A 12,179-nucleotide genomic window follows, 5' to 3' on the forward strand; every position below is an offset into this window, starting at 1 on the left:
GTACCGCCGCGCGGGCGCAGCCCTGCCTGGAATTGGCGTTCGTCGTCATCGAGTCCGGACGCCGCCGCAAGCCGCGCCGGGATCCTGCCGATCAGATCAGCCTCGACGATGGATGCCTGCACCGGGCGGTGTTCCTGCGCGCCGTCGCGCTGGCCGCTGGCGTCGAGCCTGAAGAGACGGCGCCCGACAGAACGCTGCCGGTCGACACCCACGGCGTGCCGCTGGACCTGCCTTCGCCGCGCGCCCATCAGGTGGTGCTGGTGGCCGAGGACAACGAAGTCAACCAGAAGGTTCTTTTGCGGCAACTGGCCTTGCTGGGCTTTCAGGTCGAGATGGCGAGCAACGGTGCGCAAGCCCTCGCCTGCTGGCGCCGCGGAGGCCATGCACTGCTGCTGACCGACCTGCACATGCCGGAGATGGACGGCTACGACCTGGTTACAGCGGTGCGGGCGGAGGAACGAGGCGGGCCGCGTATCCCGATCATCGCCGTGACCGCCAACGCGCTGCGAGATGAAGAGCTGCGCTGTCGCATGGCAGGCATGGACGACTACCTGACCAAGCCGGTGCGCCTCGAACGGCTGGATGCCGCGATCTCGCAGTGGCTGCCCCGAGTGGCACCCGGCACGGCCGAAGCGGCGCCAGCCCCTTCGTTCAGCAACCTGTCGCTCGAGGACGTGTCGACGCCAGTCGACCTGAGCGTGCTGGCAGAGCTGGTCGGGGACGACCCGCAGGTGATTCGGGAGGTGCTGCTGGCCTTTCGCGCGAACTCGGTGCGTGCGGCACAGGAACTGGCCTCTGGTCAGTCGGCCGGCTTGTTGCGGGCCGTGGCCGAGACCACTCACAAGCTGAAGTCCGCTGCGCGATCGATCGGTGCGCTGAAGCTCGCGCAGATCTGCGCTGACATCGAGGAGGCAGCCAATGCGCAGCACGCCGCTGAGCTGGGCATGCTGATGGCAAGCTTCGAGGCCGAGCTGCTCGCGGTCCACCGATTCCTCGACTCGCACTAGGACTGCCATGGCGGAGACGACCTCGGACATATGGCCGCCCTTCACGGAGACCCTGCCGCTGGGTCTGGACGCCGACGACGCCAAGCTTGTCCCGGGCCGTGCACCGCCCTCGCGGGTTCAGCCCAGCGTGCTGCTGGTCGACGATGACCCGTTCATGCTGGGCATGCAGTCGCGCATGCTGCGCAGCATGGGCTACAGCATGATCGGCACGGCCGGCAGTGCTGAGGCAGCGCTCCTGCTGCTGCAGCAGAACCCGCAGGCCGTCGATGTGATCGTGTCCGATCTCAACATGCCGGGCGTCGACGGCATCGCGTTCCTGCGCCGCCTTGGCGGCAACAGTTTCCATGGCAGCGTGATCCTGCTGAGCGGCGAGGGTGCGCGCATCATTCACGCGGTGCAGAAGCTGCTGCTCGGCCAGCAGCTGAGGATCCTCGGCGCCTTGGAGAAGCCGGCCAGCCGCAACGCCATCAGGGCGCTGCTGGACCGCTGGACGCCGATGACGCCGCCGATGACGACTGCCTTGCCCGCAGCAGCTCCGCCGGTCTACACAGCCGACGACCTGGAAGCGGCCCAGATGGCCGATCAATGGGTGCTGCACTACCAACCGAAAGTGGACCTGCGCACGGGTGAGCTGGTCGGTACCGAAGCGCTGGTCCGGTGGAATCATCCGACGCACGGGCTGGTCTATCCCGATCGCTTCATCGACTTGGCAGAGGATTGCGGCGCCATCGACGCGCTGACCGATTGGGTATTGCGATCGGCGCTGCGCCGGTTGGGACGTTGGCATGAGCAGGGGCTGCACATCCATATGGCCGTCAACGTATCGGTCGAGAACCTGCGTGCCGCGGATTTCGCGCACAAGGTCGGTGAACTGGTGCGTCACAGCTGCCTGGCGCCGCAGGACCTGACGCTGGAGGTGACGGAGAGCCGCTTCATGGCGCTCGCGTCCGGACCGCTGGAGGCGCTGGTGCGGCTGCGCATGCAACGCTTCGGTCTATCGATCGACGATTTCGGCACCGGCCACTCTTCGCTGGCGCAGCTTCGCGACGTGCCCTTCACCGAGCTGAAGATCGACCGCGGCTTCGTCCACGGCGCCCGCCACAACCAGCTCATCCGTCCGATGCTCGAGGGCAGCATCGGCATTGCCCAGCGGCTGGGCGTGCAGACCGTGGCCGAGGGGGTCGAAAACGAGGACGACTGGTCGCTGCTGCGCGAGATCGGCTGCGACGTCGCGCAGGGCTACTTCATTGGCCGGCCCATGCCGGGCGATCAGTTGCCGGCATGGCTGGAAGGATGGCATGCCAAGCGGCCTCGCCTGGTGGGGCCATGAAGCAAGCGACGAGCGAAGCCTAGGTGTTGGTGGCCTCCGACAACGCCGACGATGCACGGCAGATCCAGCGCCAGCTGACCGCTCATTTCGAGAATCTGAGACCATCGACCGACTCCGATCACAGCCTGCGTGACTTCAAGCACTACCTGCCTGATGTGCTCGTGCCGGCCTTCGACCGCCTGGAGAAGGCGCAGCGCCACTGCCTCGGTCTGCATCGCCTTGGTGGCGTGCTGCAGGACCATGCGCACCGCACCGAGATCCTGTGCAGCAAGGACGAAGTGCAGGAAGGTTTCGAACTCTGCAAGCAGGCCTACTTCGACGACTACGTGCTGTATTGGCCCCCATACCCACGATGGGCCACGTCTGGCCATGAGCGTCTGGAACGTCTGCCGCGACATGAGGTCGCAGCGCTCCAGCGGAGAACAGGTAGCCGCCCACGCCATCGTCATGCAGCACAAGACTCAGCGACCGGTGCAGTTCGAGATCACGCCGGCCGCACGGCCACACGCAAGGTTGTACAAAAGTCGATCAAGAAAGCCGAGTTGAAGTCGGAGGACTTCCTCTTCCCACGCCGCATCCCCGAGTCAGCGCACCTGGGCACGCGGCAGTACACGCGCGGATCCTGGAAGACTGGGTCGAAGAGCTCGGCCTTGATCCGGGCGACTACGGCACGCGCTCCATGCGGTGCACGAAGGCAATGCTGATCCCTGCGCCTAACGCTCCACTCGGTAGATCGCCGCAATGCGCCTGAGGGCCTCCATGGCCACCGGGCTGGCGTTGCACTTGATCAGCTCGTCGAACTTTCGCCGCGCATGCGCCTGGCAACCAGCGGCCGTGGGCCCGGCAGGCTCAGCACCGCGTCGTAGCCCTTCGTCGCGAACGAGCGTGCACGACCAGCCTCCAGGAATCCATCGGGGACTTTCCGCCCGGCCCGTACAAAAGTCGTAGACCACGTCCGGCGTCTCATCGACGCATTGCTTCAGCAGCGTACCTTCTTGGCCTGGCCTGGAGGGCAGAAGTTGCCGTCTACCGACCCTCGATCGTACGGATCAACCACGACCGAGCCCGACGGGGTGTACACGGCGCAGCCGGTCAGCGCAAGAAGCAGCAGCAAGGTAGCGCTAAGTCTCATGGGTTTGATCGGTGAGTGAAGACCGGTGCACTTGCAAGCAAGGTCCAAGACGTTATCAGGTCGTACGAGGGCCATGCCGGAACAAGATCACGCCTGCCAAGTCGCTATTCAATGCTTCCCGCATCCAGCCAGCGCAACATACAGTCATACAACACGCCCACCTCCATCGGCTTGGTGAGGAAATCGTTCATTCCGGCAGCGACGCAAGCGAGCCGGTCTTCGTCGAACGCATTCGCCGTCAAGGCCACGATTGGGCAATCCTGCCAACCCGGAAGCGCCCGAATGGCCCGCGTCGCCTCCAGGCCGCCCATGTCAGGCATCTGCATGTCCATCAACACCAGGTCGTAGGCGCCGACGCGCGCCAGGTTCAGGGCTTCGCGGCCCGTGGCCGCGGTATCCACGTGAAAGCCCACACCGTGCAGCATGGCCAATGCCACTTCGAGGTTGCCTCGTTGTCTTCGGCCAGAAGGATGCGTCGAACGCGATGGCGCTCACGCAACTGCGCACTCGCCTTAGCCAGGACGGCTGAAGTCCGGGCGGGCATCACGCCATGTCCGCGCTGCAGGCGCGCCGTGAACCAGAACGTGCTGCCGACGCCGAGAGTGCTCTCGACACCGCACTCGCCGCCCATCAGGCGCGCAAGTCGCTGGCTGATCGCCAGCCCGAGACCCGTTCCACCGAACCTGCGCGTGATCGAAGGTCCGCCTGCGAGCGACGCCAGCGTGCGGTCGTGGCGAGCCCCGTCACTGCACGCGAGGCTTTCATCGCCATGCCGATCACGGCCGCCCTCACACCGACGACACCGCCGCTGCCGCGACCGACGATAGCCGCCACGCTGTTCGGAGGAATCTGCAGGCTCGGCTGCCCAACGGCGTGGTCTTCGATCTTCGCGAGGTCGATGTGCAGCAAGCCAGTGTTGTCATCGAGACACTCGGGAGGGTGCGGTGTTCCGTCTCGACGAAGGCCTGAAGGTCCACCTGCACCGCGAGGCGATCGACTTCCGGCTCAACATCAACGGCCTGGCGCTGCGGGTAGAAAAGGCGCTCGGCCTGGACCCGTTCGCGGCGTGCGTGTACGTCTTCAGCAACCGGCGGCGCAACCGCGTGAAGATCCTGAGCTGGGACCGCAACGGCTTCTGGTTGTTGTTGAAGCGCCTCGAGCAGGATCGCTTCATCTGGCCGCAGGAGGCTGCGGTACCGGCGTTGACGGTGGAGCAACTGCATTGGCTGCTGGAGGGCATCGACATCGCGGTCGTGCAGCGGCGCCCCCAACGGCTGTACGAGCGCGTCGCCTGTGGGTGCAGAACCGACCTGCCCACAGCCGTGCCAAGCGCTGCAGCGGCGAACAAAAGAAATGTCATGCGTCGGCTCGTTATCCGTCACCGCATGAGAGCGCTGCAGGCGGCCTTGATACACGCGCGAGATGCGGACACACGCGCGAGATGCCGACTCATTCCGCAGATTCATGTGTGCGCAAGGGGTTGTCGACCCCGTGGCGCTTTGGGGCCAGCCGGGCGTACTCGAGGTTGATGGCGCCGTAGCACTCGCAGGATTGCGCCTCCAGGGCGGCTCGGTCGAGCACGGTGATGCGGTTGCGGCCAGTCTCAATGCATCCTGTCTCGCGCAGTTTGACGAGGGCCTGCGTCACGCTCTCGCGCCTTACACCCAGGGCATTGGCGATCCACTCGTGGGTGACGCCGACTTCGTTGCCTGGCACACGGTCCAGGCTGAGAAGCAGCCAACGGCTAAGCTGCTGCTCGACGCGATGGTGACGGTTGCAAAGCGACGTCTGGGCGACCTGGCAGAGCAGCGACTGCGCGCAGCGCAGCAAGATGTGGTTGACGGCGCCGCCGCGATCGAATTCGCGCTTCAACACGGTGGTGCCAATGCGAAAGGCATAGCCGCGGTGCTGGACAATCGAACGGCACGAAGCGGTCTCCCCTCCCATCAGCAGCGAGATCCCGCAGACGCTTTCGTAGCCGATGCGTGCAACCTCCAAAGCGTCGCCGTTTTTCATGGCGTACTGCATCGAGATCACCGCTTGGGTCGGAAAGTAAACGTTCTCGCGGCCGATGCCTGCGGCTTGAAGCACGTCACCGGCGGCGAGCGGCACCAGCACCAAGAAAGGCGAGAGCCGCTGCCACACTTCATCGGGCAAGGCCTCGAGGACGTGGTTCTGGCGCAGACTGCGCGCGGTCGAGCGCATCGGAACGAGCTGGGTCGCGCGGGAGCGCGAATGCTCCGCGGTCGAGAGGACAGGCGAAGTCACGGTCTTGTTCCCTTGTTGGAGCGTATGACGGTACTCCTCCGCTTGCCTGAATCACTCGAAACGCTGTCCTCTGTTCAAGGGGTCGAGCGCTAACCGAACAGGTCGTCGAGCTGCGGGGATGGCGGCCTCGCCGCCGATCTTCAAGCAGTGTCGTGGTCCAGGCGAAGCGCCAGAGAGCCGCCCGTCGTCACCGACAGTTGATGGCCGAGTGACCACCCCACTCGTGCCCAATACTTCGCCTCCTCGGCTCTAACCGGAACGCTACCTGCTGCGGCCTCGCGTGCGGAAAAAACAGAAAGCGATCAAACCGAAGTATTCGAGGCGAACGATGGTCAAGGGCCGGACACCAGAGCGGCGCGCACGGCAGGCAGCGCTGATCCGCGCATGGCGACCGTGGGAGCGATCCGCCGGGCCGCTCACCGACGAAGGCGAGTCCCGGAGTTGCTGCTGCCGGAACTAAGGCCGGCGCGCGGAGCCGCAGGCCGGAGCAGGCCGGAGCAGGCCGGAGCAGGCTGGAGCAGGCTGGAGCAGGCCGGAGCAGGCTGGAGCAGGCCGGAGCAGGCCGGAGCAGGCCGGAGCAGGCCGGCGCCGCCACCGCCGTCAACGTCACCGCGTGGCGGAAACTTCCACTTCGACACGGCGATCGGGTTGCAGGCAAGCGATCAACTGCGCGCTGGGCCGGCTGCCCTTGCAGTCGCCGGTCTGGGTAAGCGGAGCGGACTCGCTTTTCCCGACCGCCGAGATTTTCGCGGCCGGCAATCCGCCCGCTGCAACGAGGTAGGCCTTGACCGCTTCGGCGCGTTGGAAGGACAGCTTCTGGTTGTAGTCCGGCGAGCCCAGCCGGTCGGTGTGACCCTCAACGGTGATCACGTCGAACTCGCTGCCCTGCAGATCCTTGGCGAGCCGGTCGAGCGCCGGCTTGCCTTCGGCTCTGACGCCCGACTGGTCGAACGCGAACAGGGAATCGGCCGAGAAGCTCACGCGTCGGCGCACGGGGGCCACGGCGATGACCGCAGGCGGGGGCGCGGCAGGGGCCACCACGGCCGGTGCGGGTACGACAGCGGGTGCCGGCGGGACGTAGGCCGGCGCTGCCGCCAGGCGCGGCGCGGGCGCCGGCGCACGGCCGAACGGGAACACCACACTCAGTGAGACCAGATTGACGTCGCCGTCATTGCCGACCGCGTCGTTGATGCGGTAGCGCTCAACTTCGGCGCGCATGAGGAACGAGGGGCTGAAGGCGTACTGCAGGCCGGCACCGACCTTGTAATTGGTGTCGCGCTTGCTCGGGTTGGCGTCGCTTACGCTGACGGCCCCGCTGCCGCTGAAGCGGTCGCGCGCCTTCGCATGCTGCGCGCCCACCCGCCCGATGGCCGACCAGCGCTCGGTCAGCGGAAGCGTGCCGACCAAGTCGAGGTTCACGCCCTGCAGCTTGATCTCGCCATCCAGCGTGCCCGCCGGCGTAGTGGTCGAGCGGAACCCGAAAGTGCCGAGCTTGAAGTAGCCCGCCTCGAGCGCGAAGTGCCGGTTGAACTGGTAGCCGCCGAACAGCTTGTAGGCCGTGTCGCGCTCGTCGCGGCTCATGTCCGTGGTGCTCAGGCCCGCGGAGAACAGGCGGTCGGTGATGCGCTCCTCGTCGATCTTCGCGCGCGACTGGCCGACCGAGAGCCCGCCGTAGAAGTAGCCGCCCTCCTGGGCGAAGGACGAAGCGGCGAGGAGCGAGCCGAGTCCGGCAACACTCAACAGGCGCAATGCATGGATTTTTCTCTTCATCTCGTTCTTTCAGGCAGTCTCGGGGCGTCGAAGCGGTGCACGTGCGGCCCGGCTCACGGCGCGACGATGGTGGTGTTGACCAGGGTCACCGAGGCCGTCAGGCCAAGGGCGCGTCCGGTCAGGGTGGTCTGCGCCGTCTGGCCGGCCGTCGAGATCGTGACGCCGGCCGGCGCGATGATGGTGCCCACCATGGTGCTGCCGTCTTCGATGCGCGCCGCGCTGCCGACCTGCCAGAACACATTGGCGGCCCGCGCGCCGTTGATCAGAAGCACGCTGCGCGGGGTGGCGCTCAGGCCCACGGTCAATGCGGACGCACTCTGGAACACCCACACCGCGTCGGGGTCGCCCTGCGCGTCCAGGGTCAGGTCGCCGCTGGTGATGTCGAAGGTGCCGCCGGCGGAGGTGTAGACGGCAGGGGGCAGCACCAGGCCGCCGAGCTGGCCGGCGCCCGGGTCGCCTCCGGGCGGCAGGGCGGCCAGGTCGTTGTAGGCCGACAGCGCATCGGCGCGGGCCTGGGTGGCGATGGCCTCGGTGGTGGTCGTTCCCGGCGCAGGCGGGGCACAGTAGATGCTGCCGTTGACCGCGCCGATGTTCAGCGGCGTTTCGGTGTAGACGTTTTCGGCGTCATGCAGGCCGGTGACCAGCGTGCAGGCCGCCGTCGTGCCCAGGTTGCCGCCGACCACCGTGTTGATGCCCTGGTTGGTGACGCCGGCGCCGCCGCCGAAGGCGGCGAACGATGCGGCCGTGCGCAGGTTGACCGCACTCGCGCAGGGCTGCGTGCCGGTCGTGAAGCTCCAGACGCGGTCCGCGGCCAGCGCGTTGCCGGCCAGGTCCTTCACCCCCGCGCTGCCGGAGGCGATGGTGACGACGAACGGGCGGCTGGCGGCGAAGCCGGCCGGGTCGGTCGGAACGAAGCGGGCCACCCGGTTCGGCGCGTCGTAGCTCACCGTGCCTGCAACGGCCACGCCGTTGTCCGTGACGCGCAAGGTCGTCGCGGTGATCGTGGCCGCATCCATCGGTTCGCTGAAGGTCGCGCCGACGCTTCTCGTCAGGCAGATGCCGGTGCTGGCATCCGCCGGGCTGATGGCCGTGACCGTCGGCGCGGTGGTGTCGGCCACGGCACCAGTGGTGAAGGTCCAGACGTGGGCGCCCGAGCCCGGCACGACCGCCGTGTTGCCGGCCAGCGCGTTGCCGGCCGCATCGGTCACCGCTGCGGTGATCGTGGCGGTGAACAAGGTGTTGATGTCCAGCGTGACGGGCGTGGTCGGCGTGAAGGTGGCCGTCCTGGCCGTGGCCGAGTAGTCCACCGTGCCGGCCACTGGCGTGCCCAGCGTCGTGTTCGTGACGGTGAAGCTGGCGTCCGAGACGGTGCCCGCGTTCATGTCCTCGCTGAAGGTCGCGGTGATCTGGGTGTTCGTGGGCACGTCGGTGGCGCCGATGGCGGGCACCGTCAGGATCACGGTCGGACGCGTCGTGTCAGACGGCGCACCGGTGCCGACGCCCGGACTGCCCAAGATCGGGTCGAGCCCGCCGCCGCCGCAGCCGGCCACGCAGGCGAGCAGCAGTGCGGGCATGGCTGCGCGCGCGGATCTGAAGAAACTGGGGAACTGGTTCATGGAGTCTTTCGGGCGGGTAGGCCGCATCGCGCACTTTGCGTGGACTCCGGTTGTACGGCGTTGCATGCGCTCGGGTGAGTGCTAAATGCCGGTTTAGATGAATATCTAGATTTATTAATGTTGTACCCGCCTGTGAGTGCTGGCACACACGTCAGGGCACCCCAGTTGCCCCGGGTCTCCAGGGCCGCGGCTTCGGCGCGCCAGCGTTGACCCGGTCGACTACGGCACGCACTCGATGAAGCGAACCAAAGCGACGCTGATCTATCGGCGCACAAAGAACCTGTGGGCCGTGCATTTGCTGCTTGGCCATTCCAAACTCGAGTCGGAAGTGAGGTATCTCGGAATCGAGGTGGACGACGCCTTCGAGATCTCAAAAACAGAGATCTGATCAGCCTGTAGTACTGGCCGCCGCCGGAAAGTCGAGAGCTGGCTGTCGGGCGGTGCAACGCATCGCACCGCCGCTTGGGCCTGGTGCGACGATGTCATGGCGGCGAGGGTAATGTCGTCACGCCGACAGGCAGCTTCCTGGCGCGGCTACGTAGTCATCCTGTCGGCCAGGCCGGTCACACAGACGTCAATTCGTCGCCTAGGCAATGTCCAGTCTCAAGGTCACTCAGCCACAGCGGGGGCGCGGTCGCGTTGCAGGGTCGACGATCGAGGCAATTGAATCGAGGGTGGTCCGACAATGTGTGTCGCGGTGCAGCCGGTGTCTGCAACGAGACGGCATATAACTGTCAAATGTGCACGGTATCGCTCGTGTAGTCTGAGTACTGGCGCACGAAGCCGGCCCGTGATCGAGATAGAGCCGCTGCTGCGCGGTCCGGCCCGGGCCGCGTCGAACACTGGGGCAACCTTGCCGCGGCCAGCTCCCTGAGTGGCCGGCTCCAGGACGCAACGAACGCGATGTTCGTCCTGAAGGCTACTTCCCGGGACCTGAACCGGAGCTGCAAGTCCGCGGTGAGTGCGGTTGCTAGCCATGGTCCAAGAATGAAGGTCCCCTCGCAAGAGATGCTCGCGCGCATCCACTCCAGAGACGGCGCGCCGGAAGCCCCATATTGCGCTTGGCCTCCCGATGGGACGCAGGTGTCAAGTTTCCGTAGCGGAGGATGGGCGTCTCCTTGGCCCGTCGCCCGGATAGACCAGATCCGCCAGCGCGCTCGCTAGCGGGACTGAGCGCCGAAGACCCGCTCAATCGTCCGTTGCCAGCGCCCGATCTGGGCCCGGTAGCAGTGCGCGGTCATCCTTGGATCGCATCGCACGAGGTTCTCCCTTTGCAACACGTCCGCAGGCATGTTGCGCTCGGCGGCTCTCGTCGCATGTGTGTGGCGAAGCCAGTTCTAGCTTTGCTTCAGCGAACTGGCCATGGCCGATCGCCGTGCCGTCGTCCCACAACGAGTAGCCACGCAAAGTCGACAGCTTTTTCAGTGCCTTGTCATGGGCGATATTTGACCGAGCACGCTGGCCAAGAGATCAGCGTCCAGCGGCTTGACGAGGTGGTAATCAAAGCCAGCGTGTCTTGACCGCAGCCGGTCTTCCGGCTGCCCGTAGCCAGTGAGCGCAATGATTACCGCCCGATGCCCGACGGGCAAACCACGCAGCCGTCGAGCGAGCTCATAGCCGTCCATTACGGGCATCCCGATGTCGAGGATGAAGGCATCTGGCGCGACTTCGGGGGCCCTGGCGAGCGCATCGACCGGATCGTGGTTCACGTCAACAACATGGCCTTGGGCTTCGAGCACGCCAGCAAGCGTGGTGGCCGCGTCAGCGTTGTCGTCGACGACCATCAGCCGCAGTCGGTTGCCCGCAGCGAAGGGGTGGATATCGAACGACTTCGGCGGCACGGGCTCCGTCGCCGGTGCCTCGATCCGGGGAAGCGTGACCGTGAACGTGCTGCCCAGCTGCGGTCCGGGACTCTGCGCACTGACCGAGCCGCCGTGAAGCTCGACAAGCGTCTTGACAAGCGCGAGTCCGATGCCAAGGCCGCCCTGGGAGCGGTCGACCGTCCGTCGGCCCTGGCTGAACAGCTGGAAGAGGTGCGGCAGCAGATCCGGGGCGATCCCGGCACCGTTGTCGGCTACGGTGATGCGCACCGTAGCGTCGTCGGCACGCACGTTCAAGGCGATCTTGCCACGTTCGCTGGTGTACTTCACGGCGTTGTTCAACAGGTTGGCGACCACCTGGATCAAACGTTCGGCGTCGCCGAGAACATACAGGCTCAGGTCGCCCTGCGAGTCGAGCTGCTGGTACTTCGCTTCGCTGAATGAGCGCGCCTGCTCGACTGCCGACTCGACCACGTCACGCAACACCACCGGCCGCTTGTCCAGGTCTACCGCGCCGCGCGTGACGCGGGCGACATCCAGCAGGTCGTCCACGAGTCCCGTCAAGTGGTCGACCTGCCGCGAAATGATGTCGGTCGCTTTTCGCATCCGAGGGTCGCCGCTGGTGTCGATCAGCCGCAAGATCTGCGCTGCGCCGCGGATCGGCGACAAGGGATTTCGCAACTCGTGCGCAAGCATCGCAAGGAACTCGTCCTTCTGGCGCGCGGCCTCGACCAGATCCTGCTGTGCGCGACGCTGTTCGGTCACGTCGCGGAGAATGGCCACCGCCCCGATGGGCCGGCCACGCTCGTCGCGAATGCCATCAGCCGTGGCGTCGATGTTCTTGCACACGCCTGCAACCTCCGCCAGCAGCTCCAATCTGCCACTTGCACCGCCCGCTGCAAGGATGAACAGGCGCGAAGCGCTCGAAGCGTCCTCGAACAAGGTCGCCAGCTGCGAACCAATTGCCTCTGACTCCGACAGGCCGAACATCTTTGCCGCGCCTGCATTCCAGGATTGCACAACTCCTCGGTCGTCGGTCGACACGATGGCATCGGAGGCTTGCCGCAAAACGGTGGAGAAGAACAAATCAGCTGCCATCAGGCGCCGGTGTTCGAGCGGATCAATCGGCGCTACGGCCGAGAGCCGCACTTTCATGCGGTCGAGCGTGGTGCGCAGGCGGCCCTTCTGGACGATGGCGCCCAGCGCATCGGCCATTCGCTGACCCAGCTCCGGGTC

At 66.2% G+C, this 12,179-nt stretch carries 11 protein-coding genes and 3 pseudogenes; 5 read left to right on the forward strand and 9 right to left on the reverse strand.

Annotated features, from left to right (window positions below):
* The coding region (locus tag H0W38_RS06760; RefSeq protein ID WP_292452339.1) for a response regulator at window positions 1-1,007 on the forward strand (1,007 nt) is incomplete at its 5' end.
* Window positions 1,008-1,014: 7 nt separating this feature from the next.
* Window positions 1,015-2,337 (forward strand): EAL domain-containing response regulator, encoded by a 1,323-nt coding sequence (locus H0W38_RS06765; RefSeq protein WP_292452340.1) that lies wholly within the window; start codon window positions 1,015-1,017, stop codon window positions 2,335-2,337.
* On the opposite strand, the gene H0W38_RS06770 is transcribed toward H0W38_RS06765, so the two are convergent.
* The gene (locus H0W38_RS06770; protein WP_292452342.1) at window positions 2,277-2,708 is read right to left on the reverse strand and encodes a hypothetical protein; all 432 of its coding nucleotides are present in this window, start codon (window positions 2,706-2,708) and stop codon (window positions 2,277-2,279) included. The genes H0W38_RS06765 and H0W38_RS06770 overlap by 61 nt on opposite strands.
* Window positions 2,709-2,754: 46 nt before the next feature.
* Here H0W38_RS06770 and H0W38_RS06775 point away from each other — a divergent pair.
* Window positions 2,755-3,088: pseudogene (locus tag H0W38_RS06775) on the forward strand (hypothetical protein); the annotation flags it as partial.
* Here the strand turns inward: H0W38_RS06775 and H0W38_RS06780 are convergent.
* The 4 genes and pseudogenes from H0W38_RS06780 to H0W38_RS22045 all read right to left on the reverse strand — a co-directional run.
* A pseudogene (locus tag H0W38_RS06780) lies at window positions 3,054-3,353 on the reverse strand (transposase); the annotation flags it as partial. The pseudogenes H0W38_RS06775 and H0W38_RS06780 sit on opposite strands and share 35 nt — an antisense overlap.
* Window positions 3,354-3,573: 220 nt before the next feature.
* Window positions 3,574-3,894 carry a response regulator gene (locus tag H0W38_RS06785; RefSeq protein ID WP_367161672.1) on the reverse strand — a complete coding sequence of 107 codons (321 nt, stop codon included), beginning with the start codon at window positions 3,892-3,894 and terminating at the stop codon, window positions 3,574-3,576.
* Window positions 3,837-4,190, reverse strand: a complete 354-nt coding sequence (locus tag H0W38_RS22040) for an ATP-binding protein (protein WP_367161673.1) — start codon at window positions 4,188-4,190, stop codon at window positions 3,837-3,839. Before H0W38_RS22040 ends, H0W38_RS06785 begins: the two co-directional genes overlap by 58 nt.
* Window positions 4,100-4,378 (reverse strand): hypothetical protein, encoded by a 279-nt coding sequence (locus H0W38_RS22045; protein ID WP_367161667.1) that lies wholly within the window; start codon window positions 4,376-4,378, stop codon window positions 4,100-4,102. Before H0W38_RS22045 ends, H0W38_RS22040 begins: the two co-directional genes overlap by 91 nt.
* 35 nt (window positions 4,379-4,413) lie before the next feature.
* On the opposite strand from H0W38_RS22045, the gene tnpB reads away from it, so the two are divergent.
* A complete protein-coding gene (gene tnpB, locus H0W38_RS22050; protein ID WP_367161669.1) occupies window positions 4,414-4,998 on the forward strand; it encodes an IS66 family insertion sequence element accessory protein TnpB in 585 nt (194 codons plus the stop codon).
* Here the strand turns inward: tnpB and H0W38_RS06795 are convergent.
* The 3 genes from H0W38_RS06795 to H0W38_RS06805 all read right to left on the reverse strand — a co-directional run bounded on the left by H0W38_RS06795 (window position 4,919) and on the right by H0W38_RS06805 (window position 9,123).
* Complete coding sequence (locus tag H0W38_RS06795; RefSeq protein ID WP_367161675.1) at window positions 4,919-5,587, reverse strand: Crp/Fnr family transcriptional regulator; 669 nt, start codon at window positions 5,585-5,587, stop codon at window positions 4,919-4,921. The two genes, tnpB and H0W38_RS06795, sit on opposite strands and share 80 nt — an antisense overlap.
* Before the next feature lie 756 nt (window positions 5,588-6,343).
* Entirely contained in the window at window positions 6,344-7,507 is a 1,164-nt protein-coding gene (locus tag H0W38_RS06800; RefSeq protein ID WP_292452346.1) for an OmpA family protein, read from the reverse strand.
* A gap of 53 nt (window positions 7,508-7,560) precedes the next feature.
* Window positions 7,561-9,123, reverse strand: a complete 1,563-nt coding sequence (locus tag H0W38_RS06805) for an ice-binding family protein (RefSeq protein WP_292452347.1) — start codon at window positions 9,121-9,123, stop codon at window positions 7,561-7,563.
* Between the two features lie 217 nt (window positions 9,124-9,340).
* Here H0W38_RS06805 and H0W38_RS06810 point away from each other — a divergent pair.
* A pseudogene (locus tag H0W38_RS06810) lies at window positions 9,341-9,511 on the forward strand (integrase); the annotation flags it as partial.
* A gap of 1,033 nt (window positions 9,512-10,544) precedes the next feature.
* Here H0W38_RS06810 and H0W38_RS06815 read toward each other — a convergent pair.
* Window positions 10,545-12,158, reverse strand: coding sequence for an ATP-binding protein (locus H0W38_RS06815; protein WP_292452348.1), 1,614 nt, complete (start codon window positions 12,156-12,158; stop codon window positions 10,545-10,547).
* Between the last annotated feature and the right edge of the window lie 21 nt (window positions 12,159-12,179).

Source organism: Methylibium sp. (assembly GCF_013817365.1).
Lineage (GTDB): Bacteria > Pseudomonadota > Gammaproteobacteria > Burkholderiales > Burkholderiaceae_C > Methylibium.

Coding starts and splice junctions, on each gene's coding strand:
- H0W38_RS06815 (WP_292452348.1), bottom strand. CDS start 12,158: ATGGCCGATGCGCTGGGCGCCATCGTCCAGAAGGGCCGCCTGCGCACC.
- H0W38_RS06785 (WP_367161672.1), bottom strand. CDS start 3,894: ATGCTGCACGGTGTGGGCTTTCACGTGGATACCGCGGCCACGGGCCGC.
- H0W38_RS06800 (WP_292452346.1), bottom strand. CDS start 7,507: ATGAAGAGAAAAATCCATGCATTGCGCCTGTTGAGTGTTGCCGGACTC.
- H0W38_RS06770 (WP_292452342.1), bottom strand. CDS start 2,708: ATGGCCAGACGTGGCCCATCGTGGGTATGGGGGCCAATACAGCACGTA.
- H0W38_RS06805 (WP_292452347.1), bottom strand. CDS start 9,123: ATGAACCAGTTCCCCAGTTTCTTCAGATCCGCGCGCGCAGCCATGCCC.
- H0W38_RS06765 (WP_292452340.1), top strand. CDS start 1,015: ATGGCGGAGACGACCTCGGACATATGGCCGCCCTTCACGGAGACCCTG.